Source organism: Conchiformibius steedae (assembly GCF_014054725.1).
GTDB classification, from domain to species: domain Bacteria; phylum Pseudomonadota; class Gammaproteobacteria; order Burkholderiales; family Neisseriaceae; genus Conchiformibius; species Conchiformibius steedae.
This window is the reverse complement of the sequence record NZ_CP059563.1, coordinates 1443815-1467147: the sequence shown is the minus strand read 5'-3', so window position 1 is coordinate 1467147 and position 23333 is coordinate 1443815. Positions and strand designations below refer to the sequence as shown.

Here is a 23333-nt window from a genome sequence, read left to right as displayed (position 1 = left end):
GAATCGGTGGCGGGCTAATGACACACGGCGGCGGCTTCCGCAACGGTGTGGAACGAGCCGAATACAACGATTCTATCATTTTCCGCCGCGCCTGATAAGGCGGCACGGCAGGCAGTGGCAATATCGGGGAAGCTGGTGTGGCAAATTATGCCCTGCGCGTTCATTTTGGCGACCAATTCGGGCAAACCGATGGCACGGGGGACGTTGAGCGGGGCGATATACCACTCGTCAAACTGGTCTTTCAAAATATCCAACACCGTATCAATGTCTTTATCGGCAAGCATGGCAAATACCGCGATGCGGCGGGCAGCGTAGGGCAGGGCAATCAGATTTTGGCGCAGGGCGCGTGCCGCGTGCGGATTGTGTGCCACATCCAACACCACCAGCGGTCGCCCTGGTAATACCTGAAAACGCCCTGGATTTTCCGCCGTCAGCAAACCGCGCTTGATGGCGCCGATGTCCACGGGCAAACGCTCGTTTAAACATTCTACCGCTGCCAAAGCACAAGCGGCGTTGCGGATTTGGCAGCTGCCGCGCAGCGCGGGCGTGGGCAAGGCATGGCGTTTGCGCGGTGCCAATCCTGTTCCCGCAGGCGCAAAACGGAACGACCATTGCAGGCTGTCCAACACGCTGTGGTCAAAATCCTGTTTGGCTAAAATCAGTTGTGCGCCAATGTCGCGGGCATGGGCTTTCAAACGGGCGGGCGGCGGCGTGTGTCCGCATACGGCGGGTTTGCCTGTGCGGAAAATGCCTGCTTTTTCAAAAGCGATGTCTTCAATATTGTCGCCCAAATACGCCTGATGGTCCAAATCCACCGCCGTGACCACCGCGCAATCGGCATCAAACACATTTACCGCGTCCAAGCGTCCGCCCAAACCCACTTCCAAAATCATCACATCAACCTGTTCGCGGATAAAAATATCCACCGCTGCCAAGGTATTGAATTCAAAATAGGTAAGCGATACATCGCCCCGCGCCGCTTCAATGCGTTCAAACGCCGCCACAATGGTGCTGTCGGACACGGGACGGCAGTTTACCGCGATGCGCTCGTTAAAACGCAGCAGGTGCGGGCTGGTAAGCGTGCCCGTTTTGTAACCCGCTTCGCGGTAGATTTTGGACAAAAACGCACACACCGAACCTTTGCCGTTGGTGCCTGCCACCGCAATTACGGGGCAATGCGGGTGCAAGTGCATGGCATCACGCACTTGCGCGATGCGTTCCAAGCCCATATCAATCAAACCTTTGCTGTGAGCGGTTTCCAGATGGGCAAGCCATTGTTCCAAAGTATTCGGGCGGGTCATGATGCGGATTCCTTTCGTTGGGCGTAATGTAATGATTGATTTATAACGGTTTCAGGCTGCCTGAAACGGTAAAATTGCATCAGACAGCCTGTGTTTGTTTTACTGCTTAAAACGTGTTTAAGATTGTTTTTCGGCAGGTTTGTTGTCGGTGTTTGCCGCTTTTACAGCAGCTTCGGCGTTTTGTGCTGCAGCATCAGCGTTTTCAGTAACAGCCGTTGTAGCAGCCGTTTCAGCGGGTGTTTCCGCAACGGTTTCATCTGCTTTAGCCGCAACTTCGGTATTTTCGGCAGCAGTTTGTTCGTTCTGTCCGTTTTCAGCCAAAGGCTTGGCGGTTTCGCCAATCAGCAGTTCTTTGCCTTCACGCAAACGCTTGATATTGTCTTTGTGGCGGTACAGTACCAACGCAGCAATCAGCATCAGCGCCCAACCCATTTTCGGGTGGTGCGGTTCAATAATAAAGAACAGGAACGGCGCACACGCTGCCGCCACCAGTGCTGCCAGCGATGATTTTTTGTATTTAAACGCAATCACCAGCCAAATCGCCAACGCAAATAAAGTTGTCCAAAACGACATGCCCAAAATCACGCCCAGCGCAGTGGCAACGCCTTTTCCGCCTTTAAATTCAAAGAACATCGGGTACATATGCCCTAAAACCACGGCAATCGCCGCCACTGCCACAATGCCGTCGCCCACGCTGTCAAACATGGCGCGGAAAGCATAGGCAATCCATACTGCCAGCAAGCCCTTGAGCGCATCGCCCGCCAAAGTGTAGGCAGCGGCATCTTTGCGTCCGCTGCGCAACATATTGCTGGCGCCGGGATTGCCTGAGCCGTAGGTGCGCGGGTCGTCCATGCCAAACCAGCGCGATACGATAATGGCGCTGGATAGCGAACCCAAGGCATACGCCGCCGCAGCCACCAAGGGAATCAACAAAAAACTCATAACATTCACTCCAAAGTTTTGGTTTACAATAGCAGACTGCTATTTTAACGGAACTTAACGCGATGGACAAAATTTTCCTGCACGGTATGCGTGTCAGCACCTTAATCGGTGTGTACGATTGGGAACGCCAGCACAAGCAAGAACTTGTTTTTGATTTGGATATTGGCGTATCGGCGCGTTCGGTACAGCATGACGATATTGCACGAACCGTGCATTACGGGCTGGTGTGCGAGCGTTTGCGGCAGGATTTGGCGGCGCGTGATTTCCTACTGCTGGAAAGTTTGGCGGAACACACGGCGCAATTTTTGTTTGCGGCGTTTGAACCTGTGCAGTGGCTGCGTATCCGTATTATTAAGCCCGGTATTTTGCCAGCTGTGCGCGAAGTAGGGGTGGAAATTGAACGCAACCGCGTTTAAATGTGGCAAATAAAAAACAGCGCATGGGAAAAATGCGCTGTTTTTGGTTTTTGATGATGAGTTTAAAGTTTTTCGCCAGCTTCTTGAGCCATGTAAGTGACCACGGCTTTAACTTGTTCGTCAGTTAATTGGGCTGCACCGCCTTTGGGGGGCATTACACCGCCTTTGGGGTTGGTAAAGCCTTCAATAGCGTGTTTGAACAAAACTTCTTTGCCCTGTTTGATGCGGGGCAGCCAATCGCTTTTATTACCCAGCTTGGGGGCGAAAGGAATAGCGGAAGTCGCACCGTGGCAGGCAGAACAGGAAATTTGGAAAATATCCTGCGCAGCAGCCATATCGGTTTGTGGGGCTGCGGTATCAGATTCAGAGGTAGCATCGGAAGCCGCTGCGCCTTCTGCTTTAACAGGCGGTTCGGTAAAGTTCGCGCCGCTTTGGTTCGCCATATAGGCAACGGCACGCGCCACTTCATCATCGGTCAAGCTGGTGTCGCCGCCTTTGGCTGGCATATCGCCCTGACCTTTAAAACCGTTTACTGCATTGCTGACCAAAGTGGTAAAACCTTTGGCAATGCGCGGTGCCCATTCGCCGTTATTACCCAGTTTGGGAGAGAAAGCAACGGTTTTGTCTGCGCCGTGGCACTGAATACACACTTTGTCAAAAACCTGCTTGCCGGTGCGCTGACCGGGGGGCGTACCATCGCCCATGGTAATCTGTCCGCTGGGCATAATGCGGGTTTGAGTAGCCTCTTTGCCCATTTTGGCAATATCGGAAACAAAGTAACCGCCAGTGGCTAATTTAACCAGTAAAAACAATACGGAAACTAAAATTACCAAGCCGCTGACGGCGGTAAACAGGGCAGAACCCCGTTGTTTGTGTTGGGAAGAAGTCATTTGGAACGTCCTTGCCGTTTGGTATGGGGTGGTTTGTGTTTTGTGTTGCGTGGATTAACACGAACTTGCAGAATTATACTGAAATTGGCGAGGCTTTCCAATTGTAAAATTTGGTTTGCATCAAAAAATGTGCGGAATGGGGAAATGGGCAACAGGGTTGAACAACCCTGTTATTTTGTGTTTTGCAATGTGAAAAGAAAGAAGGCATGGAGCAAAAATGGCGGGAGAAACCGTTTGGCGAGAAACGTGTAAAAATACGTAGGAAAGAAAAATAATAAGCAGTTAAACAGGCTGCCTGAAAACCCAAACTTCGGTTTTTCAGGCAGCCTGTTTTGATTTACACGTTAAACACTTATACGTTTACTTTTTCAGCCACTTCGTTGTAGCTGTCAATTTCGTTAAAGTTCATGTAGCGGTAAATTTGTTCGCCTTGCTCGTTGATGATGCCGATATTGGCTTGGTATTCTTCCACGGTGGGGATTTTGCCCAGTTTGGAGCAAATCGCCGCTAATTCCGCCGAACCCAAGAACACATTGGTGTTTTTACCCAAGCGGTTGGGGAAGTTGCGGGTGGAAGTGGACATCACGGTTGCGCCTTCGCGTACTTGGGCTTGGTTACCCATACACAACGAACAACCCGGCATTTCCATACGCGCACCCGCACGTCCCAACACGCCGTAGTGTCCTTCATCGGAAAGCTGTTTGGCGTCCATTTTGGTGGGGGGCGCAATCCACAGGCGCACAGGGGTGTCGGTTTTGCCTTCCAGCAGCTTGGATGCGGCGCGGAAGTGTCCGATATTGGTCATGCACGAACCGATAAATACTTCGTCAATCACGGTGCCGGAACGCTCGGACATAAAGCATACGTCGTCGGGGTCGTTGGGGCATGCGATAATCGGTTCTTTGATGTCGTCCATATTGATTTCAATCACGGCGGCGTACTCGGCATCGGCATCGGCTTCCAGCAGTTGCGGATTCGCCAGCCATGCTTCCATGGCTTTGATGCGGCGTTCCAGCGTGCGGGCATCGGCGTAATTGTCGGCAATCATGTTTTTCATCAACACGATATTGGACTTCATGTATTCAATAATCGGCTCTTGGTTCAGCTTAACGGTACAGCCTGCGGCAGAACGTTCGGCAGAAGCATCAGACAGCTCAAATGCTTGTTCCACTTTCAAATCGGGCAAGCCTTCAATTTCCAAAATGCGACCCGAGAAGATGTTTTTCTTACCTGCTTTGGCAACGGTCAGCAAGCCTTGTTTGATGGCGTACAGGGGAATGGCGTTCACCAAGTCGCGCAGGGTTACACCTGGTTGCAGGCTGCCTGAAAAGCGCACCAGCACGGATTCGGGCATATCCAAGGGCATCACGCCTGTGGCAGCGGCAAACGCCACCAAGCCTGAACCTGCGGGGAAGGAAATACCCAAGGGGAAACGGGTGTGCGAGTCGCCGCCTGTGCCGACGGTATCGGGCAACAACAGACGGTTCAGCCACGAGTGAATCACGCCGTCACCAGGGCGCAGCGACACGCCGCCGCGTGTAGCGATAAATTCGGGCAGTTCTTTGTGGGTTTTGACGTCCACAGGCTTGGGATAAGCGGCGGTGTGGCAGAAGGACTGCATCACCAAATCGGCAGAAAAGCCCAAGCACGCCAAGTCTTTCAACTCGTCGCGGGTCATCGGACCGGTGGTGTCTTGCGAGCCGACTGTGGTCATGCGCGGTTCGCAGTAAGTGCCGGGGCGCACGCCTTGACCTTCAGGCAGACCGCAGGCGCGACCCACCATTTTTTGTGCCAGCGTAAAGCCTGCTTTGCTTTCGGCGGGGGCTTGCGGCAAACGGAATACTTCAGAAGCAGGCAAGCCCAAGGCTTCACGCGCTTTGGCGGTTAAGCCGCGACCGATAATCAGGTTAATACGACCGCCTGCCTGAACTTCGTCCAGCAACACTTGCGATTTCAATTCAAATTCGGCAACGGTTTCGCCGTTTTTCACGATTTTGCCTTCATAGGGCAAAATATCCACCACGTCGCCCATTTTCAGCGCGGAAACATCCACTTCAATCGGCAATGCGCCTGAATCTTCTTGGGTGTTGAAGAAAATCGGGGCGATTTTTCCGCCCAAGCACACGCCGCCGTAGCGTTTGTTCGGCACATAGGGAATGTCCAAACCCGTATGCCAAATCACGGAATTGGTTGCAGATTTGCGCGAAGAACCCGTACCGACTACGTCGCCCACATAAGCCACGGGGTGACCTTTGGCTTTCAGTTCTTCCAACAGCTTAATCGGACCGATTTCGCCTGCTTTATCAGGCACAATGCCGTCACGCGGGTTTTTCAGCATCGCCAGCGCGTGCAGGGGAATGTCGGGGCGCGACCACGCATCGGGCGCGGGCGACAAATCATCGGTATTGGTTTCGCCGTCCACTTTAAACACGGTAACGGTGATTTTTTCGGGCACTTTTTCGCGGCTGGTAAACCATTCGGCATCCGCCCATGATTGCAACACGGCTTGGGCGTGGGCGTTGCCTTTTTCGGCTTTTTCCTGCACGTCGTGGAAAGCGTCAAACATCAGCAGGGTGTGTTTCAGACCTTCGGCGGCAACGGGGGCAAGCTGTTCGTTGTCCAGCAGTTCAATCAGCGGATGGATGTTGTAACCGCCGAGCATGGTACCCAGCAGTTTGGCGGCAAATTCGGGCGATACCAAGGGGCTTTGCACCGAACCTTCGGCAACGGCTGCCAAAAATGAGGCTTTCACTTTGGAAGCATCGTCCACACCGGGGGGGATGCGGTTGGCCAGTAAATCAACTAAAAATTCGCCTTCGCCTGCGGGCGGGTTTTTCAGCAGTTCCACCAGTTCGGCAGTTTGCTGCGCGGTAAGCGGCAGGGCGGGAATACCGAGGGCTTCGCGCTCGGCGGCGGCTTTGCGGTACGCTTCTAACATTTTCCGGTTCCTTGTTTGACAAAGTGTTTTTCTTTTTGGGGAAAGGCAGTTATGTGATTTATGCCCCATAAGGGAAATCAAGCACTCACTGCAACCGAAATCGGCTGTGTGCCGACGGTTAAGCCCAATCATAACCTAATTTTACAAAATGCGGAATAAGCGGCGGGAAAATGGTGGCGGCGGGGTTTGACGGAATTGGTTTTTTCGGCAGGCAAACGGGCAACGGCGGATTACATTTTAAAAAAAAACAAAAACCGATACCCAAGGGCATCGGTTGCGGAAAGTGTCCGTTTAAGAACGGGCAAAGGTATTGCACTGCTCAATATCGCCGCTGTTCAACCCACGTTGAAACCACGCTTTGCGCTGGGCAGACGTGCCGTGGGTGTAAGTGTGCGGTACGGTATAGCCTTGGGCGCGGTGCTGCAAACGGTCGTCGCCCACCGCTTCGGCAGCGTTAAACGCTTCTTCCAAGTCGCCCGCTTCAAACAAACCGTCTTTTTCGGCGTAATGCGCCCAAATGCCCGCATAACAATCCGCCTGCAATTCCAGTTTAACCGACAAAGCATTGGCTTCACGTTTGCTGACAACCTGTTGTGCTTTGTGTACTTCACTAATCGTGCCAAGTACCGTTTGAACATGGTGTCCCACTTCGTGCGCCAACACATAGGCAAACGCCGCATCGCCTTCCGCGCCCAATTCGTTTTTCATGGTGTTGTAAAACGACAGGTCAATATACAGTTTTTGGTCGGCGGGGCAGTAAAACGGACCTGCTGAAGCGTGTCCCGCGCCACAGGCGGTACGGGTTGCGCCCGAATACAGGCGCATGGTGGGCATTTGGTAGTGCGCCCCGTGGCGGCGGAAATAGTCGCTCCACACTTTTTCAGTTTCGCGCAACACCACCGAACTGAATTTCGCCAATTCCTCTTCTTGTTGTGAGTATTTTCTCGGTGCGCTTTGTTCTTGAATAGACATGGGCGCACCACCACCCACCAGCCCGCTTAAATCCACACCGTAATACGCGCCCACCAGCATCACAATCAAACCGATAATGCCCATGCCGCCGCGTCCGCCACCGCCCCCGCCGCCGCTGCGCCCGCGATGGTCTTCTACATTCTGACTGCCTTCTCTATCCTGCCAACGCATAATCTGTTCCTTTATTTTGATTTGTCAAATAACAAGAATAAGGCGAATGCGCTGTTTGTTCAAGTTTGGAAACTGAAAAACAGGCATTCGCCACGATGTGAAACGGTGTTATTCCACCACGATTTTGGGAAAACGGCTGCTGAAGTCGCGGCGTTTGTCGGATACGGCGGCAGCCACATCAAACGCAGCGCGGCGGTACAACGCGGCGATTTCGGGGCGTTGCCGGTGTAGTGTGGCACTCGCACCCGTGTCCATGGCTTCGCGCAGCGGTAAACTAAGCGGCAGTTGCCCCAATAGCGGCACGCCCAATGTTTCCGCCAAATGCTTGCCGCCATCACTGCCAAATAGGGCTTCGCGGCAACCGCATTGCGAACAGATATGCACCGACATATTTTCCAGCACGCCCAATACGGGAATATGCACTTTTTCAAACATATCCACGGCTTTGCGGGCATCCAGCAAGGCAATATCCTGCGGCGTGGTCACGACTACCGCGCCCGTGACGGGGATTTTTTGCGACAAGGTTAATTGAATGTCACCCGTACCGGGGGGCAAGTCCACCAGCAGGTAATCCACATCGTCCCATTCGCTCTGGAACAGCAGTTGTTGCAGGGCTTGCGACACCATTGGTCCGCGCCACACCACGGCTTGATTGGGGTCAATCAAAAAACCGATGGACATCACTTGTATGCCTTGCGCGTTACGCACGGGGATAAAGCGTTGGTTTTGCTGCTGCGGCTGCTGTTGCGTCACGCCCAACATGGTGGGCTGGCTGGGACCGTATAAATCGGCATCCAACACGCCCACTTTCGCGCCCATATCGTGCAGGGCTTGGGCGAGGTTGGCGGTGGTGGTGGATTTGCCCACGCCGCCTTTGCCCGAAGCCACAGCAATAATGTTTTTTACGCCTTTTACCGTGGCAAGATTGGCTTGCACCTGATGGCTGACAATCTGCGTTTCCAGCTGTACTTCGGCGTTATCCTGCCCCAAAGCGGCGCGTACCTGTGCGGTCAGCACATCGGCAAGATGGGCAACGGGAAAACCGAAATGCAGCACCACGCGGCAATGATTGCCGTGCTGTTTGTAAGCGGCAACGGCTTTTTCACTGCCCAGCGTGCGCCCGCTGTCGCCAATGGCAACCGCGTCTAATGCGGCGGGGTGGCTCATGCCGCGTTGCTGCCCAACAGGGCTTGCAGTTCGCCTGCTTCAAACATTTCGGTCATGATGTCGCTGCCGCCTTGAAATTCGCCATTAACATACAGCTGCGGAATGGTGGGCCAATCGGAAAATACTTTAATGCCTTGGCGGATGGCATCGTCTTCCAATACGTTTACGGTAACAAAATCCTGACAGCCTGCGGCTTGCAAAATTTGTACGGCACGGGCAGAAAAACCGCATTGCGGAAACTGTTTGCTGCCTTTCATAAACAAAACCACGCGGTTTTCGCTAACGAGTTGGCGGATGTGTTCTTGAACGTCCATTTGAAAATTCCTTAAAAAGTTGTGTGTGAAAAGTGGGCGATTATAACGATAATCGGCGTGGGGTGTTTAGTTAATTCACGCATTCAGGCGCAAGCGAATCCACAAAAGGGCGCAATAATTCGGGCTTTTGCTGCAAAACGGCGTGTCCTGCCAAATCGGGATACAAAGCCTCGTGTAAACGTGCCGAGCGTTGGCGATGCAGCGCTTCGGCAGAAGGCAGGTGCGACCAATGCCACGCTTCGTCTTCGTGTCCGCCGCTGCGCTGTCCTTGGGCGCGTCCGTCATACACTTGGCAAAAGCTGTAACGGTGGGCGTTTTGCCGCAGCCATTGCCAAACTTTCTGCCCTTCGGGGCTGTGCCAATAGGCGGTTTCCACGCTGTTAAAATCCACGTCTGTACCCCAATGGTGACGGCTAAACCCCGGTACGGCAGAAAATTGCGTCAATTTTTCTACTCGTGCCGTTTCGTCAGGGATTTCACGGGCGTATTGTTGCCATTTCTTGTCCCAAATATTTTTTTGATGCCAATACGAACGGAAACCCGATACCACTTTGAGGGGAATGTTGTCGCGCTGCGCCGCTGCCATCAGTGCGCTTAAATCTTCCAAGGCATCGCGGTGGACGAAAGTGGCTTTGTTGGCAAGGGCATCGGGCAGGCGTACCAAATGGGTGCTTTGTGAAGGCAGAATGCGCCCGTCTAAAATTTCGGCGGGTATCGGTGCTTCGGCGGGGCGCGGTTTGGGTGCTGGTGGCGGCGCAGGAACAGACGGCGCAGCGGGCGGAACGGCATCGCGGCTGTTTTCAAACCCACTTCGCAACCACAGCCCAATGCCTAGCGCAATCAGCAAAACCATTAACACCATTACTGCCACCGTCACACGGCGGCGCATTCGCCCGTTTATCCTACGCACACCAACCACCTGTTAGCCAAAAGCGCGATTATAACCGTCTGCCGCCGTCGCGTATCGCGTATGATTCCCAAATTCGGCGAAAAATGGCAAAATAGCCTTTCTTATATCAAGTATCAAGCCACAATCAATAAAAGGAAAAAGGAATCCTGATGAAAAAACATTTAGCGGTGCTGGTGTTCGGTTCGTTGCTGTTGAGCGCCTGCGCCGGCACCAGCCAAAGTAAAATTGACAAAGATGCCCGTTTAACCCAAGACTGGACGGCAGACAGCGTCTATTCCGAAGCCCGCAAAGAATTGGACGCAGGCAATTACAGCCGCGCCGTTTCCCTGTTTGAAGTGCTGCGTTCGCGCCAGCCCGAAGGACGTTATGTGGAACAGGCACTGATGGAAGAAGCCTACGCCCATTACAAAAACGAAGAACCTGTAAAAGCCTTGGCAGCTTTGGCGCGATTTGAACGACACTTTCCCGCCAGTGCCAATATGGATTACGCCTTGTATTTGCGCGGTTTGGTGCAATTTGCCGAAGATACCTCTTTTTTAAACAAACTTTCCGCACAAGATTGGTCTGACCGCGACCCCGAAGCCAACCGCAAAGCCTTTCAAACTTTTGAAACGCTGGTGAAACGCTTTCCCAACAGCAAATACGCTAACGATGCCCGCAAACGCATGAAACGGCTGGTAGAAGCCTTGGGCGGACACGAAATCGCCATTGCCCGTTATTACGCCAAACGCGGCGCGTATCTGGCTGCCAACAACCGCGCCCAAAGCATTCTCAAACAATACCAAAACACTTCTTATCCCGAAGAAGCCTTGGCGATTATGATTTTTACCTACAACAAAATGAACAAACCGCAATTGGCAGACGACAGCCGCCGCGTCTTGGAAAAAAGTTTCCCGCAAAGCGCCTACCTGCAAAAAGGGTGGGTGGCAGACGATATGCCGTGGTGGCGTTATTGGAAATAGAAGGATAACATCATGAAACAAATCAAAATCCCCGCCGTGTATTACCGTGGCGGCACATCCAAAGGCGTATTTTTTAAGCTGGGCGATTTGCCCGCAGCGGCGCAAAGTGCAGGCAAGGTACGCGACCAAATCCTGTTGCGCGTGCTGGGCAGTCCCGACCCCTACGGCAAGCAGATTGACGGCTTGGGCAACGCCAGTTCTTCTACCAGCAAGGCGGTGATTTTGGATAAATCGTCCAAACCTGACCACGATGTGGATTATCTGTTTGGGCAAGTGTCTGTGGATAAACCGTTTGTGGATTGGAGCGGCAACTGCGGCAATTTAACCGCTGCGGTGGGTGCGTTTGCCATTTCGCAAGGCTTGGTGGATAAAGCAAAAATTCCCGATAACGGCGTTTGTACGGTGCGGATTTGGCAGGCGAATATCGGTAAAACCATTGTCGCTAAAATCCCCATCACAGACGGCGAAGTACAGGAATGCGGTGATTTTGAATTGGACGGTGTTACCTTTCCCGCTGCCGAAGTGGAAATTGCCTTTCTTGACCCCGCAGACGGCGAAGGTGATATGTTTCCCACAGGCAATGTGGTGGACGAATTGGACATTCCCGAATGGGGACGTTTACGCGCCACGCTGATTAATTCGGGGATTCCCACGATTTTTGTGAATGCGGCGGATTTGGGCTACAGCGGTACGGAGTTGCAGGACGACATCAATGCTCATCCTGCGGAATTGGCAAAATTGGAAACCATCCGCGCTTATGGGGCGTTGAAAATGGGTTTGATTAACGATGTGTCGGAAGCGGCAAACCGCGCCCATACGCCCAAAATTGCTTGGGTAGCCCCGCCGCAGGATTATGTGTCGTCTGCGGGCAAAACGGTGGCGGCGGCAGACGTGGATTTGCTGGTGCGGGCAATGAGCATGGGCAAGCTGCATCATGCCATGATGGGGACGGCTTCGGTGGCGATTGCCACGGCGGCGGCGGTGTCGGGAACACTGGTGCATGCGGCGGCGGGCGGCGGTACGCGCGAATCGGTGCGTTTCGGTCATCCTTCGGGAACGCTGCGCGTGGGCGCGGCGGCGCAGCAGGGCGCAGACGGCAGATGGCGGGCGGCAAAAGCGGTGATGAGCCGCAGCGCACGGGTGATTATGGAAGGTTGGGTGCGTGTGCCTGAAGATTGTTTGCAGGAAGTATAGTTGATTAAAATTGCAACGATAAGGCGTTGCCAATGCCCTGATGTACTGCGCGTACACGGCGGGCGTTGTCGTCTTATCTCGTTTTTATTTTCATCAACTATAAGATTAAGGTGTTGAGATAAAAAATTCCCCCGAATCAGATGGTTCGGGGGAATTTTTTATCACTGATTGGCAATCATGCGGATTTGGTTGAGATAGGCTTCGTTGCGGCGGCGCAGTTTGGCAGCTTCTTCGGCGGTGGCGATTTGAAAATAAATGCGGCTGCCAAAGCGCACTTGTGCCAGCCTTCCCAAATCGGCTTGGGCGATGCAGGCGATTTTGGGATAGCCGCCTGTGGTTTGGGTGTCTGCCATCAGCACGATGGGTTGTCCGTTGGGGGGAACTTGTACCGTGCCGAATTGTACGGCGTGGGACGGCATTTCTTCGTGCTGGGCGCGTTCCAGCACGCCGCCGCCGAAACGGTAGCCCATGCGGTTGCTGTTGCTTTGCAGCGTCCATGCGTTTTGCCAAAAGCGGTAATGGGCTTTGCGGGTAAAGTGGCTGTATTCAGACGAAATCACGGCATGAATGCGGTGGGTAAACCCGATGGGGGCGATGCCGATGCGCGATTGCGGGGTGGGTTGGCTGCTGCCTAGGGGCAGAATGTCGCCCGCTTGCAAGGCGCGACCGTGCCATCCGCCAAACTGTGCTTTGGCATCGGTGCTGCGCGAGCCCAACACTTCTTCTACGGCGAATCCGCCACGTATGCACACATAACCATACATGCCTTGCACGGCGCGAATCAGGCGCAGGGTTTGCCCTTTACGCACGGGATAACGCCAATAGGAATGCACGGCTGCGCCGTCTAATTCGGCTTGATAGAGTGCGCCCGTGATGCAAAAGCTGCTGTCGCACTCAAAACGCAGGGTTAGTCCGCCCAGTGCAGTTTCAATGGCGGCGGCGGATTCGGGGTTGCCGAGTAAAATATTGCCTGCGCGTAGGGCAAGCGTATCCATTGCGCCCGCATGACCGATACCGTGGCGGCGCAGTCCGTGTCGTCCGAGGTCTTGCAGGGTGGAAAAGGCGGGGGTGTCGAGAACGGTAATCATGGCGGGAAAATCAGAGGGTCAGGGAAGCAAGGGTAAACGACACGGTGTCGCCCGCTGCCAGCAGGGCAGGCGGTTCGGCATCGGCACGAAACAGCGGCAGTTCGGTGCGCCCGATAATCTGCCACCCCCCCGGTGAGGCAAAGGGATAAATCCCCGTTTGGCTGCCACCGATGCCCACCGAACCCGCTGCTACCTGTGTGCGCGGCACATCACGGCGTGGGGTGTGCAGGTGTTCGGGCAAGCCGCCCAAATAGGGAAACCCCGGTTGAAAACCCATCATAAACACCGTGTAAACGGGTTGGGTGTGGCGTGCCACCACTTCGGCGGGTGTGATGCCGTGATAGGTTGCCACCGCCGCCAAATCTTCCCCGTATTCGCCGCCGTAATGCACGGGAATCTCAATGTGTTTGCCTTGAAAATCGGTTGCTGCGGTGTGAGACCACTGTTCGCGCAACACATCGGCGAGCGCGTGTAAATCCGCATCGGGGTGGGCGAATACGGTAACATTATTCATGCCGACAATGCTTTCGGCAACATCAGACAAACGGGCAGCGGCATCGGCAAATGCCCACCATTTGCGTTGGGCAGACAAATCCGCCACATCATCGTGGCAGCACAATAGGGCGTTTTCGCTGACGGGGGTGATTGTGAGCATGGTTTTGTTAAGGTTTGTGTGTTTTTGTAAGCTGCGTTTATAAAATGTTAGGGGGTTTTTGTCAATTCCCCAATCGGCAGAGCAATAAAAGGCGGACACCGCTGTTGTTCGCCTTGTTGCGTTTTTTTGTTACCAATTAAAGTGCCGCACCCACACTGCGGGCAATCCGCAAACCTTCTTCTTTGCTTAAATACACAGGCAAGTCGGGTCTGTCGCGGCAGACGATTTCGCCCTGTTGAAACAACACCAATTCATTTTGTGCCAACTGAGTCCACGTTTCGTTGTCGGTAAGCGGCAGCGTGGCAATCACCGCCACACGGTCTTTGGGCGTGGTCACTTCGGTAAAGTCAATCGACACTTCCGCATCCGATAAATTCGCCTTGCCAAACGGCGCTTGGCGCACAATATAAAACAACAGCGTGCTGGTGTGGGCAAACAGCATTTCGCCGTTAGACAACATCATATTAAACAAACCGTGGGCGCGGATTTCGCCAACCAAATCGCGCACAGCAGCAAACAAAACATCGCGTTCGGGCTGCTCGGTAAAACGTTGGCGCAGTTGTTCCAAAATATAGCAAAACGCTCGTTCCGAATCGGTATTGCCCACGGGGGTAAAATACTCGCCCTGTGGTGGAACAAAACCGTTTAAATGTCCGTTGTGGGCGAACAGCCAGTAGCGTCCCCACAATTCGCGACGGAAAGGGTGGGTGTTTTCCAATAACACTTGCCCTTGCGTGGCTTTGCGGATGTGGGCAATCACGTTTTCGGATTTGATTTGGTATTGGCGTATCAGCTCGGCAACGGGCGAATGGGCGCTGGGGCGGTTGTCGAGAAACAGGCGCAAGCCGCGTCCTTCAAAAAAACCGATGCCGAAGCCGTCCGTGTGGTGGTCGGTCAGTCCGCCGCGTTTGCTAAAGCCTTCAAACGAAAACACGATATCAGTAGGGGTATTGCAGTTCATTCCCAGCAGTTGGCACATAACACTATCCTTTTGATGATTCGGGGCTTATTCGTCGTCGTTGTTTTGACCGCCGATGGGATTGCCCTGTTCGTCCCAACTTTGCTCGGACACCAACACGCCTTCCACATACACGCGCTCGGAACGTTTGTTGCCGTTGTTGTGCCATGCCATGCTCATGCCCGTGCGTTTGCCGTCTGTGACATGAAATTCGGCGGTCAGGTTGCCATTGGCGTTCCAAGTGATGATATTGACGGGTTCGCCGTGGCGCATTTCAATTTCCTGCTGTTTGCCGCCGTTGGGGTACCACGCCCGCGACGTGCCGTGTTCCACATTGTTTTCAAAATACTTTTCGCTGCGTTTGCTGCCGTTGCGGTACCACATGGTGCCTTTGCCTTCAATTTTGCCTTCGCGGTACACCAGCTCTTCGGATTTGTTGCCGTTGTCGTGCCAGCGCGTCCAAGTGCCGTCCGGCTGCCCGTTTTTAAACGATGCGGTGAGTTTTTTGCTGCCGTTGGGATAGTGTTGGACGATATTGCCGTTGTCGGGGTGGGTGCTTTGCGCCCAAACGCTGCCGCAGCACAAAATGGCAGCGGCGGTCAGAAACGTTTTTGCGAACATGATTTCGGAAAAATAGAAAATAAGGGTATGAAAAAAAGCAAGATGATAACACAGCTGCTGCGTGGTTTAAAGTTTACTGTTTGAATTAACTGGAAAAAAGCCAAAAATGCCTGCGCAGGGGCGAAAAGGGCGAAAAAATGTGGCGTTTTCGCTATAATGTTTGGCAGTTTTTTAATCTTGCCAACACGGTGAAAACGCAGCAGCGTTCGCCCGTGCCGGCAAAAAGGAATGTGAATGAAATTTATTGACGAAGCCAAAATCGATGTGGCGGCGGGGCGCGGCGGCAACGGTGCAGTCAGCTTCCGCCGTGAAAAATTTGTCCCGCGCGGCGGACCAGACGGCGGCGACGGCGGCAAGGGCGGCAGCGTGTATGCGGTGGCAGACGAAAACGTCAATACCTTGGTGGAATACCGTTTTGTCAAACGCTATCAGGCAAAAAACGGCGAAAAAGGACACGGTTCTGACCGCTACGGCGCAGGCGCAGACGATATTGAGTTAAAAATGCCTGTTGGTACGCTGATACGCGATGCCGACACGGGCGAAACCGTTGCCGATTTAACCACACACGGACAGCGCGTGTGCTTGGCGCGTGGCGGGCGCGGCGGTTTGGGTAATATCCATTTTAAATCATCGGTCAATCGCGCCCCCAAGCAAGCCACTCCCGGTGAAGAAGGCGAAGTGCGTACCCTGTTGTTAGAATTGAAAGTCTTGGCAGATGTGGGCTTGTTGGGTATGCCTAATGCGGGCAAATCTACCCTGATTCGCGCCGTTTCCGCCGCCCGCCCGAAAGTGGCGGATTATCCGTTTACCACCTTGCACCCCAATTTGGGCGTGGTGCGCTTGGACGACAACAACAGCTTTGTGATGGCGGATATTCCGGGATTGATTGAAGGTGCAGCCGAAGGAGCGGGCTTGGGACACCGCTTTTTGCGCCATTTGTCGCGCACGGGTTTGCTGCTGCACGTTGTTGATTTGGCACCGTTTGACGAAAGCACCGACCCTGCCGCCGAAGCCTTGGCGATTGTGGGCGAATTGGAAAAATACAGCGCGGATTTGGCAGACAAACCGCGTTGGCTGGTGTTGAACAAAACCGATATGTTGGACGAAGACGAATTGGAAGCGCGTACCGCCGAATTTTTACAGCGCACAGGCTGGGCGTTTCCGCCGCCTGACGACCGTTTCGGTTTTGACCTGAACGCCCCGCGCCTGTTCCGCATCAGTGCCTTGGCGCATCAGGGTACGCAGGATTTGGTACACAGCATCAGCCTGTATTTGGCGGAAAGCAAAAAATTGGCAGCGCAACAGCAGGCAGAACCCGTTGCGCCCGTGCCAACCGATACTTCGGTTTTGCAAGCCGAATAAATCGCCGTTAAAAAACCACGCCCCTTGTTCTCAACACAAGGGGCGTTTTGATTGTAGATTATTTTTTGCGTTTTGCCAACTGCCAAGCCGTCATCAGTACCGCCGCAGCAATGCGCTTTTTCTTACCCACGGGCAATGCCCCGATAATGGCACGGCTGACGGGCGAGCGGCGCACGGCAGCAACGGTTTGCGCCAATTGCGCGGCACGTTGCAGGGTGTCGGCGGCTTTTTGAGCCTGTTGGCGCACCGAAGACTGCGGTGGCGGCGAAGTATCAATATGGCGGCGCAATTGGCTGCAACGGGCTTCTATTTCTTCACGTTTGTCCATAATGTTATTTTCCTTGTGGTGGTGCAACAGCAGGTTTCTCTGATGCTTCAACAATCTCGGCATCGTGGCTATCGGGGCGCAACTGGCGTTGCAGCAGACGTAAATCGCCACCGATGGCGTTTAAAGTGTGCGTGGTTTGAGCCGCGCATTGTCGCCACAAAGCAGGTACGCGCCGCAGCAGCCACGCGCCTGCCAACAGCGTCAGTACGCCCAAGCTGCCGAATACCCACACTTTGGCTTGTGCAGGCAGCCAAACATATAAGGCAATCATCAGCGCAGTCAGTGCTACCATCAGCAAAACTGCTGCTGCTGCTACCATGATGGCAATTTTAACCATCTGCGCCATTTGTCCGCGCAAATCCCAGCGCAGCAGGCGCAAACGCAGCCACAGTAATTCGCTGCCTTGCGCCAACAGCCATTTAGTGCGCTGCCAATCGTGTCGGATACCCATTATTTGCGCCGCTTCTTGAATAATGTGCCCATCAGCAAACCGAATAAGGCGGCAATGCCTACCGCGTGATAGGGTTTTTCTTTAATCAAACGGTCGGCGCGTTGCGCGTGCGGCTGCAACTGCTTTTGCGCTTCTTGTTTTAAAGCATTTAATTTGTTGCACCAATCGCCTTGTTGTTTGGCAGACTGCTGCTGTGTTTGCACGGGAACGGGCAGGGTGTTGGGTTGGGAATCGGGTTTCATGTTTTTACTCTCGTTGTGGTTGATGATGGGTGTGTGAACAAATGATATGGGGTTATGAACAGGCTTTGCAAGGCATGATTGCGGACAGACTGCGTTTTTTTCTGCAAAGGTTGTGCAAATTTTTGTATTGTCAATTGGGGGAATACGCAGTATAAAGCCGTTTACAAGCAAATTGGAGACACGCTTATGAGCGAAACTTTATTAAAAATGAAACCTGCCGAAGCGCTAACGATTGCGGTGGCGATTGTGGCGGTGATGGGCTTTACCATGATTGGTTTGGGCTGGGTACCGCATTTGTCGATTATTTTGGTGATGTGCGGGTTGTTGGCTTACGGCGCGTTTAAACGCCAAAGTTTTGCCGATATGCAGGAACAGATGGCAAAAGGGGTGGTGTCGGGCATTGGCGCGATTTACCTGTTTTTCTTTATCGGGCTGCTGGTGTCGGCGCTGATGATGTCGGGGGCGATTCCCACGCTGATGTATTATGGTTTTGACTGGTTGTCGCCGCAGTTTTTTTATTTGTCGGCGTTTGTGCTGTGTTCGGTGATTGGTGTGTCTTTGGGCAGCGGTTTCACCACTTGTGCCACGGCGGGGGTGGCGTTTATGGGCATGGCATCGGCATTTGATGCCAATCCTGCGGTGGTGGCGGGTGCGGTGGTGTCGGGGGCGTTGTTTGGCGACAAAATGTCGCCGCTGTCGGACACCACGGGTATCGCCGCTTCCATTGTGGGGATTGATTTGTTTGAACACATCAAAAACATGATGTACACCACCGTTCCCGCATGGCTGCTGACGGCGTTGTTGTTTTGGCTGATGGCGGGACAAACGGTACAGGCGGATTTAGCGGAAACGGCGGCGTTGCAGCAAAAATTGCTGGACAGCGGTTTGGTGCATACTTATGCACTGATTCCGTTTGCGGTGCTGCTGGTGTTGGCAGTGCGTAAGGTAAACGCCGTTTACACCATTATCGCCACGATTTTTACGGCGGTGGCGATTACCTTTATTCACAGCAATCCGAGCATGGCGCAATTGGGCGGCTGGTTTTTTGGCGGTTACAAACCCGCTGAAGGCGTGGATTTGGGCGCGGTAGGCAAGCTGGTGTCGCGCGGCGGCATGGAAAGCATGTTTTTTACGCAAACCATTGTGATTTTGGCATTGAGTTTGGGGGGATTGTTGCACGGTTTGGGGATTTTGCCTGCTTTGTTGGCGGGTATTGCCCATTTGCTGACAGGCGTGGGACGTGCTACTGCCACCGCTGCTGCCACTGCCTTTGGTATCAATGTGTTAATCGGCGAACAATATTTAAGCCTGCTGCTGACAGGTAATACCTTTAAACCTTTGTATCAAAAACTAAACCTGCACCCGCGCAATTTGGCGCGTACCATTGAAGATGCGGGAACGGTTATCAATCCTTTGGTGCCTTGGGGCGTGTATGGTGCGTTTTTGGCGGGAATTTTGGGTGTGCCTGTGATTGACTATGTGCCTTATGCGTTTTTCTGCTATTTAAGTCTGATTTTAACGCTGGCTTACGGCTTTACGGGGTTTACCATCAGCCGCAGCGATGAAGCAGGCAAGGAACACTAAAAACCATGCCCGCCGTTTTTGGCGGGCATGGTTTTTGAGCAATAGACTTTAGTTTTTTAAAGCCTGAACAGGCGCGGGAATGCGTCCGCCGCGATTGACAAATACTTCGCACGAACCTGATTTCACAGGCATAATCGGCGCGTAACCGAGCAAACCGCCAAATTCCACGCTTTCGCCCACGTCTTTGCCCGTAACGGGAATAATACGCACGGCGGTGGTTTTGCCGTTAATCATGCCGATGGCGGCTTCGTCAGCAATAATGCCTGCGATGGTGGAAGCGGGCGTGTGTCCGGGAACGGCAATCATGTCCAAACCCACCGAGCAAACTGCAGTCATCGCTTCCAATTTGTCTAAAGTGAGTATGCCTGCTTCGGCAGCGGCAATCATGCCTTCGTCTTCAGAAACGGGAATAAACGCACCGCTTAAACCGCCCACCGTGCTGCTTGCCATCATGCCGCCTTTTTTAACTGCATCGTTGAGCAATGCCAACGCCGCCGTGGTGCCGTGCGTACCGCAGACACTCAAGCCCATCGCTTCCAAAATCCGCGCCACGCTGTCGCCCACCGCAGGGGTTGGCGCGAGCGACAAGTCCAAAATGCTAAACGGAATATTCAGCCGTTTTGCCGCTTCGTGTCCGATTAACTCGCCCACACGCGTGATTTTAAACGCCGTTTTTTTCACGATTTCGGCGATTTCGGTTAAATCTTCCGCATTACGTCCCGCCAAGGCGGCTTGAACCACTCCCGGTCCCGACACGCCCACATTCAGCATCACATCGCCTTCGCCCGCACCGTGAAACGCGCCCGCCATAAACGGATTGTCGTTTACCGCATTGCAAAACACCACGATTTTGGCACAGCCGAAACCTTCGGGCGTGGCTTCGGCAGTGCGTTTGATGGTTTCGCCCATCAGTTTTACCGCATCCATATTGATGCCTGCGCGGGTGCTGCCGATGTTTACCGAAGCACACACAATATCCGTTTGCGCCATCGCTTCAGGCAAGGAATCAATCAACACCTTGCCCGATGGGGTTAAACCCTTTTGCGCCAGCGTGGAAAATCCGCCGATAAACGACACACCGATGGCTTTCGCAGCCTTATCCAGCGTTTGCGCGATGGAAACATAGCTGTTTGCCCCTGTTGCCGCCGCGATTTGCGCGATGGGCGTAACCGAAATGCGCTGATTCACAATCGGCACGCCGTATTTTGCCGACAAATCGTGTGCCGTTTGCACCAAATTTGCCCCTGTGCGGGTGATTTTGTCGTAAATTTTCTGATTTAAGGTGTGAATATCGCTGCTGATGCAGTCGTGTAAATCAATGCCGATGGTAAGCGTACGCACATCAAAATTTTGGTCGGCAACCATTTTCACGGTTTCCAAAATTTCAGCCGATTGAAAACTCATCTTGTTCCTTAAAAGTGGAATTAAATACGGTGCATGGCATCAAACAAAGCCTCATTCTGCATGCGGATATCCAATTGCAGTTCTTGGCTTTTTTGTGCAAACAAATCCAACATCGCTTGGCGCGGCTGCGGGCATTGCGCCGTATCCACCAAAATAATCATGGTAAAAAAATCGTCCATCAGCTGCTGGCTGATATTTAAAATATTTAAGCGGTGTTCCGCCAAAATTTTAGACACATCATACACAATCCCGACACGGTCTTTGCCGATAACGGTAATTACGGAACGCGACACAGGGTTTCCTTTCTGTTTATTTAACCAGTTTTAAGTTTTTCTTTTTCTTGGGTTTGGCAGGTGCAGATTCGGCAGCGTCTTTCGGCTGCCATTCTTCCACCTCAAAGCCCATGCCTTCGCCCGTTTCCTTGGCGAAAATTCCCATCACATGCCCTGTGGGAATCCAAATTTCCTGCGATTCGCCCTGAAAACGCGCATGAAAACTAATCCATTCCGCATCAATCTGCAAATCTTTGGTTGCCGCCGCGCTGATGCTCAACACAATCTGATTGTCCTGTACAAACTGCATCGGCACGCGCGTGTGTTCGTTTACCCAAACGGCAATATGCGGCGTGTAGCCATTGTCGTAACACCACTCGTACAGGGCGCGTAACAAATAAGGCTTGGTAGAAAGTGATTTGGTTTCAGACATATCAGCCCTTTCATTAGCGGCGCATGGCTTTTTCGGCGGGGGTAAGCGCATCAATAAACGCAGGGCGTTGGAAAATACGCTCGGCAGATTTCAAAATCGGCGCAGCGGATTTGCCCAACTTAATTTCATAATGGTTCAAACGCCACAATAAGGGCGCAAGTGCCACATCAATCATGGAAAAATCGTCGCCCAATACATATTTGTTTTTGGTAAACGCGGGTGCAATCATGGTTAAACCATTGGCGATGGCTTCACGGGCTTTGCTTTGTTCTTTGCTGGTGGCGGCAGGGTTTTCCAAGGTTTGCACATGCACAAACAGCTCTTTTTCCAAACGGTGCAACACCAAACGCCCGCGCCCGCGCATCACGGGGTCGCCCGGCATCAGCTGCGGGTGGGGGAAACGCTCGTCAATGTATTCGTTGATAATATTGGATTCAAACAGGATTAAATCGCGTTCTACCAGCACGGGAACTTGATTGTAGGGGTTCATCATAGCAAGGTCTTCGGGCTTGTTGAACACATCTACATCTTTGATTTCAAAGTCCATGCCTTTTTCATATAAAACAAAGCGGCAGCGGTGGCTAAACGGGCAGGTAATACCTGAATACAGGGTCATCATAATCGGGATTCCTATAAAGGTGTTTGAAAACTAAAGGGAAATAATAGCAAAATCGGCGCGTTTTTGCTAGAAAAACGCGCCAAGTGATTTATTTAATTAGGAAAGTTTTGTTTACGCTCGTGATGTTAAGCGCTATTTTTAAAATCCTAAATTAGCTTGTTCAGATGATTTTAATATAGCTGTCTCCTGTTTAAGGGATTGTTTCAGCCAATTATGAAATGATGATGGTTGCTCAGGAGAAATAATAATGGCATTCGGACTATCTTCTTTGATAATTTGTCTATTTAAATCAAACATTGGATGGGAAGTATATTTTTCATGGTACATGACTGCACGGGGCAAATTGTATTCCTTGGCTTTTGCCAAAGCATGGCGAGCTCCACTGTCAATTTTAGAGTTATTAGGATCTTTACTGTCGGGTGAATAACTGGCTGCCAAAACTGTACAGTCACTAAATAATGCTTGTAAACGGTCGCGCTCAATGTAATATTTACTTTGTGTGCGGAAATCTAATGCAGGCTTGTAATATTCGCTAATGACCAATCCACCTTGTTCAACAATTTCGTTTGCTAATTGAATATGCTGTTTGGGAAGAATTTGATTAAGTGGGCTGGGTAAGATAGCAATAGTTTTACCTCCAGATAGCAATGCCTGATGGTGAGCGATACCGTCACAACCTAATGCCAATCCACTAACGATATTGGCACCATCATGAACGAAAGAATCTACCATTTGACGTTCATCTTGTTCAATTTGTTTATCAGGTGTGAGTACACCAATTACCGCTAGATTGGTATGGTGTTTGCTTAAAAGTTCTAAATTTCCTTTATAAAATATGACAATAGGCTGATTGCTGTCTTTTACGTTTCCTCGAACAATAGGAAAGTCACTATCACCTAATGCAGTAACACCATCACAGTTCATGCCTAAGTTTTCTATTTGTTGGCAAATGTCATTGTATCTTTGGCGAAAAATATGTTCATTTACAGGTTCATTTACCTTTTTTTCTAACAATTCACAGATTTCTACGGAATGTTTAAGGTGTTTTAGGTTATTAAATGCCCATGCATTACCAATATTCTTAAAAGTTAATGCGGTTAAGATATTAATTGCATTTTCAGAAATATGAGTCATTTTTT

General features: G+C 52.2%; 24 protein-coding genes and 1 pseudogene. 5 read left to right on the top strand and 20 right to left on the bottom strand.

Annotation, left to right across the window (positions count from 1 at the left end; all coding sequences use genetic code 11):
- Window positions 1-14: 14 nt before the first annotated feature.
- Together folC and plsY are read right to left on the bottom strand one after the other, a co-directional pair.
- The gene (gene folC / locus H3L98_RS07740; protein WP_027021506.1) at window positions 15-1301 is read right to left on the bottom strand and encodes a bifunctional tetrahydrofolate synthase/dihydrofolate synthase; all 1287 of its coding nucleotides are present in this window, start codon (window positions 1299-1301) and stop codon (window positions 15-17) included.
- A 336-nt stretch (window positions 1302-1637) separates the two neighbouring features.
- A pseudogene (gene plsY / locus H3L98_RS07735) lies at window positions 1638-2243 on the bottom strand (glycerol-3-phosphate 1-O-acyltransferase PlsY); the annotation flags it as partial.
- Window positions 2244-2305: 62 nt separating this feature from the next.
- On the opposite strand from plsY, the gene folB reads away from it, so the two are divergent.
- Entirely contained in the window at window positions 2306-2659 is a 354-nt protein-coding gene (gene folB, locus H3L98_RS07730) for a dihydroneopterin aldolase (RefSeq protein ID WP_027021505.1), read from the top strand.
- 62 nt (window positions 2660-2721) lie between these two features.
- Here folB and H3L98_RS07725 read toward each other — a convergent pair whose 3' ends face one another.
- The 6 genes from H3L98_RS07725 to H3L98_RS07700 form a co-directional block, all read right to left on the bottom strand.
- Window positions 2722-3549: a c-type cytochrome gene (locus H3L98_RS07725; RefSeq protein ID WP_027021504.1), complete on the bottom strand. Its 828-nt coding sequence runs from the start codon at window positions 3547-3549 to the stop codon at window positions 2722-2724.
- Window positions 3550-3901: 352 nt separating this feature from the next.
- On the bottom strand, window positions 3902-6487 hold the full coding sequence (gene acnB / locus H3L98_RS07720; RefSeq protein ID WP_027021503.1) for a bifunctional aconitate hydratase 2/2-methylisocitrate dehydratase: 2586 nt from the start codon (window positions 6485-6487) through the stop codon (window positions 3902-3904).
- A gap of 291 nt (window positions 6488-6778) precedes the next feature.
- Window positions 6779-7630 carry a KPN_02809 family neutral zinc metallopeptidase gene (gene ypfJ, locus H3L98_RS07715; RefSeq protein ID WP_027021502.1) on the bottom strand — a complete coding sequence of 284 codons (852 nt, stop codon included), beginning with the start codon at window positions 7628-7630 and terminating at the stop codon, window positions 6779-6781.
- Between the two features lie 108 nt (window positions 7631-7738).
- Entirely contained in the window at window positions 7739-8797 is a 1059-nt protein-coding gene (gene apbC / locus H3L98_RS07710) for an iron-sulfur cluster carrier protein ApbC (RefSeq protein WP_027021501.1), read from the bottom strand.
- A complete protein-coding gene (gene grxD / locus H3L98_RS07705) occupies window positions 8794-9111 on the bottom strand; it encodes a Grx4 family monothiol glutaredoxin (protein WP_027021500.1) in 318 nt (105 codons plus the stop codon). Before grxD ends, apbC begins: the two co-directional genes overlap by 4 nt.
- A gap of 70 nt (window positions 9112-9181) precedes the next feature.
- Window positions 9182-10000 (bottom strand): M15 family metallopeptidase, encoded by an 819-nt coding sequence (locus tag H3L98_RS07700; RefSeq protein ID WP_051531984.1) that lies wholly within the window; start codon window positions 9998-10000, stop codon window positions 9182-9184.
- Window positions 10001-10170: 170 nt separating this feature from the next.
- Here H3L98_RS07700 and H3L98_RS07695 point away from each other — a divergent pair, with 170 nt between their 5' ends.
- Complete coding sequence (locus H3L98_RS07695) at window positions 10171-10983, top strand: outer membrane protein assembly factor BamD (protein ID WP_027021499.1); 813 nt, start codon at window positions 10171-10173, stop codon at window positions 10981-10983.
- Window positions 10984-10995: 12 nt separating this feature from the next.
- A complete protein-coding gene (gene prpF, locus H3L98_RS07690; protein WP_027021498.1) occupies window positions 10996-12177 on the top strand; it encodes a 2-methylaconitate cis-trans isomerase PrpF in 1182 nt (393 codons plus the stop codon).
- 161 nt (window positions 12178-12338) lie between these two features.
- On the opposite strand, the gene H3L98_RS07685 is transcribed toward prpF, so the two are convergent.
- The 4 genes from H3L98_RS07685 to H3L98_RS07670 all read right to left on the bottom strand — a co-directional run bounded on the left by H3L98_RS07685 (window position 12339) and on the right by H3L98_RS07670 (window position 15499).
- Entirely contained in the window at window positions 12339-13265 is a 927-nt protein-coding gene (locus H3L98_RS07685) for a 5-oxoprolinase subunit C family protein (protein ID WP_027021497.1), read from the bottom strand.
- A 10-nt stretch (window positions 13266-13275) separates the two neighbouring features.
- Window positions 13276-13920: a 5-oxoprolinase subunit PxpB gene (pxpB, locus tag H3L98_RS07680; RefSeq protein WP_027021496.1), complete on the bottom strand. Its 645-nt coding sequence runs from the start codon at window positions 13918-13920 to the stop codon at window positions 13276-13278.
- Between the two features lie 136 nt (window positions 13921-14056).
- Entirely contained in the window at window positions 14057-14899 is an 843-nt protein-coding gene (locus H3L98_RS07675; RefSeq protein WP_027021495.1) for a class II glutamine amidotransferase, read from the bottom strand.
- Window positions 14900-14926: 27 nt separating this feature from the next.
- Complete coding sequence (locus H3L98_RS07670; RefSeq protein WP_051531983.1) at window positions 14927-15499, bottom strand: toxin-antitoxin system YwqK family antitoxin; 573 nt, start codon at window positions 15497-15499, stop codon at window positions 14927-14929.
- Window positions 15500-15733: 234 nt separating this feature from the next.
- On the opposite strand from H3L98_RS07670, the gene obgE reads away from it, so the two are divergent.
- Window positions 15734-16861: a GTPase ObgE gene (obgE, locus tag H3L98_RS07665; RefSeq protein WP_027021494.1), complete on the top strand. Its 1128-nt coding sequence runs from the start codon at window positions 15734-15736 to the stop codon at window positions 16859-16861.
- 58 nt (window positions 16862-16919) lie between these two features.
- On the opposite strand, the gene H3L98_RS07660 is transcribed toward obgE, so the two are convergent.
- From H3L98_RS07660 to H3L98_RS07650, 3 genes are read right to left on the bottom strand one after another with little or no spacing between them, the layout of a single operon-like run.
- Entirely contained in the window at window positions 16920-17189 is a 270-nt protein-coding gene (locus tag H3L98_RS07660; protein WP_027021493.1) for a hypothetical protein, read from the bottom strand.
- A 4-nt stretch (window positions 17190-17193) separates the two neighbouring features.
- The gene (locus tag H3L98_RS07655) at window positions 17194-17640 is read right to left on the bottom strand and encodes a phage holin family protein (protein WP_051531982.1); all 447 of its coding nucleotides are present in this window, start codon (window positions 17638-17640) and stop codon (window positions 17194-17196) included.
- Entirely contained in the window at window positions 17640-17882 is a 243-nt protein-coding gene (locus H3L98_RS07650) for an ElaB/YgaM/YqjD family protein (protein WP_034333041.1), read from the bottom strand. The genes H3L98_RS07655 and H3L98_RS07650 overlap by 1 nt, the downstream gene beginning before the upstream one ends.
- 186 nt (window positions 17883-18068) lie before the next feature.
- Between H3L98_RS07650 and nhaC the strand changes: the two genes are divergently transcribed.
- The gene (gene nhaC / locus H3L98_RS07645) at window positions 18069-19466 is read left to right on the top strand and encodes a Na+/H+ antiporter NhaC (RefSeq protein WP_027021492.1); all 1398 of its coding nucleotides are present in this window, start codon (window positions 18069-18071) and stop codon (window positions 19464-19466) included.
- 48 nt (window positions 19467-19514) lie between these two features.
- On the opposite strand, the gene H3L98_RS07640 is transcribed toward nhaC, so the two are convergent.
- The 5 genes from H3L98_RS07640 to H3L98_RS07620 form a co-directional block, all read right to left on the bottom strand.
- Complete coding sequence (locus H3L98_RS07640; RefSeq protein WP_027021491.1) at window positions 19515-20870, bottom strand: PFL family protein; 1356 nt, start codon at window positions 20868-20870, stop codon at window positions 19515-19517.
- A gap of 20 nt (window positions 20871-20890) precedes the next feature.
- Window positions 20891-21163, bottom strand: coding sequence for an ACT domain-containing protein (locus tag H3L98_RS07635; protein ID WP_027021490.1), 273 nt, complete (start codon window positions 21161-21163; stop codon window positions 20891-20893).
- 16 nt (window positions 21164-21179) lie between these two features.
- Window positions 21180-21575, bottom strand: a complete 396-nt coding sequence (locus tag H3L98_RS07630; RefSeq protein ID WP_027021489.1) for a ClpXP protease specificity-enhancing factor — start codon at window positions 21573-21575, stop codon at window positions 21180-21182.
- A 13-nt stretch (window positions 21576-21588) separates the two neighbouring features.
- Window positions 21589-22194, bottom strand: coding sequence for a glutathione S-transferase N-terminal domain-containing protein (locus tag H3L98_RS07625; protein ID WP_027021488.1), 606 nt, complete (start codon window positions 22192-22194; stop codon window positions 21589-21591).
- A 138-nt stretch (window positions 22195-22332) separates the two neighbouring features.
- Complete coding sequence (locus H3L98_RS07620) at window positions 22333-23328, bottom strand: DNA-processing protein DprA (RefSeq protein ID WP_051531981.1); 996 nt, start codon at window positions 23326-23328, stop codon at window positions 22333-22335.
- Window positions 23329-23333 lie beyond the last annotated feature (5 nt).

Coding starts and splice junctions, on each gene's coding strand:
- H3L98_RS07655 (WP_051531982.1), bottom strand. CDS start 17,640: ATGGGTATCCGACACGATTGGCAGCGCACTAAATGGCTGTTGGCGCAA.
- H3L98_RS07660 (WP_027021493.1), bottom strand. CDS start 17,189: ATGGACAAACGTGAAGAAATAGAAGCCCGTTGCAGCCAATTGCGCCGC.
- ypfJ (WP_027021502.1), bottom strand. CDS start 7,630: ATGCGTTGGCAGGATAGAGAAGGCAGTCAGAATGTAGAAGACCATCGC.
- folC (WP_027021506.1), bottom strand. CDS start 1,301: ATGACCCGCCCGAATACTTTGGAACAATGGCTTGCCCATCTGGAAACC.
- H3L98_RS07725 (WP_027021504.1), bottom strand. CDS start 3,549: ATGACTTCTTCCCAACACAAACAACGGGGTTCTGCCCTGTTTACCGCC.
- folB (WP_027021505.1), top strand. CDS start 2,306: ATGGACAAAATTTTCCTGCACGGTATGCGTGTCAGCACCTTAATCGGT.
- nhaC (WP_027021492.1), top strand. CDS start 18,069: ATGAGCGAAACTTTATTAAAAATGAAACCTGCCGAAGCGCTAACGATT.
- acnB (WP_027021503.1), bottom strand. CDS start 6,487: ATGTTAGAAGCGTACCGCAAAGCCGCCGCCGAGCGCGAAGCCCTCGGT.
- grxD (WP_027021500.1), bottom strand. CDS start 9,111: ATGGACGTTCAAGAACACATCCGCCAACTCGTTAGCGAAAACCGCGTG.
- apbC (WP_027021501.1), bottom strand. CDS start 8,797: ATGAGCCACCCCGCCGCATTAGACGCGGTTGCCATTGGCGACAGCGGG.
- H3L98_RS07695 (WP_027021499.1), top strand. CDS start 10,171: ATGAAAAAACATTTAGCGGTGCTGGTGTTCGGTTCGTTGCTGTTGAGC.
- pxpB (WP_027021496.1), bottom strand. CDS start 13,920: ATGCTCACAATCACCCCCGTCAGCGAAAACGCCCTATTGTGCTGCCAC.
- H3L98_RS07685 (WP_027021497.1), bottom strand. CDS start 13,265: ATGATTACCGTTCTCGACACCCCCGCCTTTTCCACCCTGCAAGACCTC.
- H3L98_RS07640 (WP_027021491.1), bottom strand. CDS start 20,870: ATGAGTTTTCAATCGGCTGAAATTTTGGAAACCGTGAAAATGGTTGCC.
- H3L98_RS07625 (WP_027021488.1), bottom strand. CDS start 22,194: ATGATGACCCTGTATTCAGGTATTACCTGCCCGTTTAGCCACCGCTGC.
- H3L98_RS07675 (WP_027021495.1), bottom strand. CDS start 14,899: ATGTGCCAACTGCTGGGAATGAACTGCAATACCCCTACTGATATCGTG.
- obgE (WP_027021494.1), top strand. CDS start 15,734: ATGAAATTTATTGACGAAGCCAAAATCGATGTGGCGGCGGGGCGCGGC.
- H3L98_RS07650 (WP_034333041.1), bottom strand. CDS start 17,882: ATGAAACCCGATTCCCAACCCAACACCCTGCCCGTTCCCGTGCAAACA.
- H3L98_RS07670 (WP_051531983.1), bottom strand. CDS start 15,499: ATGTTCGCAAAAACGTTTCTGACCGCCGCTGCCATTTTGTGCTGCGGC.
- H3L98_RS07620 (WP_051531981.1), bottom strand. CDS start 23,328: ATGACTCATATTTCTGAAAATGCAATTAATATCTTAACCGCATTAACT.
- H3L98_RS07630 (WP_027021489.1), bottom strand. CDS start 21,575: ATGTCTGAAACCAAATCACTTTCTACCAAGCCTTATTTGTTACGCGCC.
- H3L98_RS07700 (WP_051531984.1), bottom strand. CDS start 10,000: ATGCGCCGCCGTGTGACGGTGGCAGTAATGGTGTTAATGGTTTTGCTG.
- prpF (WP_027021498.1), top strand. CDS start 10,996: ATGAAACAAATCAAAATCCCCGCCGTGTATTACCGTGGCGGCACATCC.